Raw genomic sequence first — 1652 nt, 5'->3', positions numbered from 1 at the left:
AGAAGCCGTATCTCAACCGATCATGGAACGTGTGGTTCGAACAGGCTTCCCACCTGGGTGATCTTCCCGTTGTACGCGCATGAAGACAGGGCCTCTCGGTAGCTCGGGGATGCGAATCTGACCGAGCAGTGCCGGGAGGCCCTGGTGTCCTTGTTGTACGTGTCCGAGCCGGTCCAGTTCAACTCGGCTGCTCCATCGTGTGATTGCCTCGCGCATGTGTACGGCAACGCGGCCGATCATCCCGATCGGGTGCGCCGGTATCCGTCGGACATGACGGACGCGGAGTGGGCGGCCGTGCGGCCGTTGCTGCCAGTGCCTGCCTGGCTGAATGGGCGGGGCGGACGCCCCGAGGGCTACTGCCACCGCCAACTGCTGGACGCGATCCGCTACCTGGTCGCGGGCGGGATCTCCTGGCGGGCGATGCCCGCGGACTTTCCCGACTGGAGCCGGGTCTACGCTTTCTTCCGCCGCTGGCGCGAGCACGGGCTGATCACCGAGTTCCACGACCGGCTGCGCGGGAAGGTCCGTGAACGCGAAGGCCGCGAGGCCGAGCCCACCGCGGGGATCATCGACGCCCAGTCGGTGCGGGCCGCCGCGACGGTGCCGGCCGCCTCACGCGGCTACGACGGCGGAAAGAAGGTGCCGGGCCGCAAACGGCACATCGTGACCGACACGCTGGGCCTGCTCCTGGTCGTCGCGGTCACCGCCGCGAACATCGGCGACCGGGACGCCGCGGCAGGACTGCTGACCCGGCTGCGCCGTCTGCACCGCGACATCACCCTCGTCTGGGCCGACGGCGGCTACACCGGCGGCCTCGTCGACTGGTGCCGGGACAAACTCGCCCTGACCTTGGAGATTGTCAAGCGCACCGACGACATGACAGGGTTCGTGGTCCTCCCCAGACGCTGGGTGGCAGAGCGCACGTTCGCATGGCTGATGAACTCCCGCCGTCTGGCCCGTGACTACGAGACGTTTGCCGGCCAGCAGCGAGGCGGTGATCCGGTGGTCGATGGTCACGCGGATGAGCCGGCGTCTGGCACGGCCACGGGCCGCCGGCCGGCACTGAACATCCCCGATGCCTCCAGGAGGAGCCACCCGCGTTCTGCCAGGCGCCTGGCCTTCGAACGCACCCCCTCGACCTTCGCCGGCGTGGTCCCAAGGCCCAGCTCCGCCGCGATCTCCTTGGCCTTCACCGGTCCCTTGCCCGCGGACCGCCGCTCCTCCAACACGCCCAGAATCCGCTGGTAGTCGGGCGCGAGCACGGTCACCGGCAGCACGTCCCGCCAGGGCGGCACCACCGACCCCGGCACCGGTGAGGGCACCGTTTCCTGCTCCGCCTCGGTCACGGCAGTCGTCTCGGCGGCGGACAAGGCCAGGGCCTCGACCAGCTCCTCCCGCGCGATCACCCGCCGGTCCAGCTCGATCTCCGCGGCCTCCAACACCTCAGCCAACCGCGCGGCTTCCTCCCGCAGGCCCTCCACCCGCACCCGGGCAGCCGCCTCCCGCTCCTCCAGCATTCCCAGCACCGACGCCACCGCGCACCCCTCGGTCATGAAGCGGATACAAGACGCCGCATGCCTCCCTCACCCCGAGCAAAACCATGCCTGACCAGCAGAAATCAACGGATCACGTTCGGTTGAGATACGGCTTCT

The 1652-nt window shown here is 69.2% G+C and carries 2 protein-coding genes; one reads left to right on the top strand and one right to left on the bottom strand.

The annotated features are described in order from the left end of the window. Positions 1 to 270 precede the first annotated feature (270 nt). Positions 271 to 1066 (top strand): IS5 family transposase gene (locus tag ACWGI8_RS44040; RefSeq protein ID WP_453669216.1). Its coding sequence is split into 2 segments (ribosomal slippage): positions 271 to 969 and positions 971 to 1066, totalling 795 coding nucleotides; the frame shifts between segments, so codons are not numbered across the junction. Here the strand turns inward: ACWGI8_RS44040 and ACWGI8_RS44035 are convergent. Then, positions 1014 to 1553 carry a hypothetical protein gene (locus ACWGI8_RS44035; RefSeq protein ID WP_453669215.1) on the bottom strand — a complete coding sequence of 180 codons (540 nt, stop codon included), beginning with the start codon at positions 1551 to 1553 and terminating at the stop codon, positions 1014 to 1016. The two genes, ACWGI8_RS44040 and ACWGI8_RS44035, sit on opposite strands and share 53 nt — an antisense overlap. Between the last annotated feature and the right edge of the window lie 99 nt (positions 1554 to 1652).

This window comes from Streptomyces sp. NPDC054841, from assembly GCF_053611045.1.
Note: the sequence above shows the minus strand (reverse complement) of the source record. Positions and strands in the feature narration are given on the sequence as shown.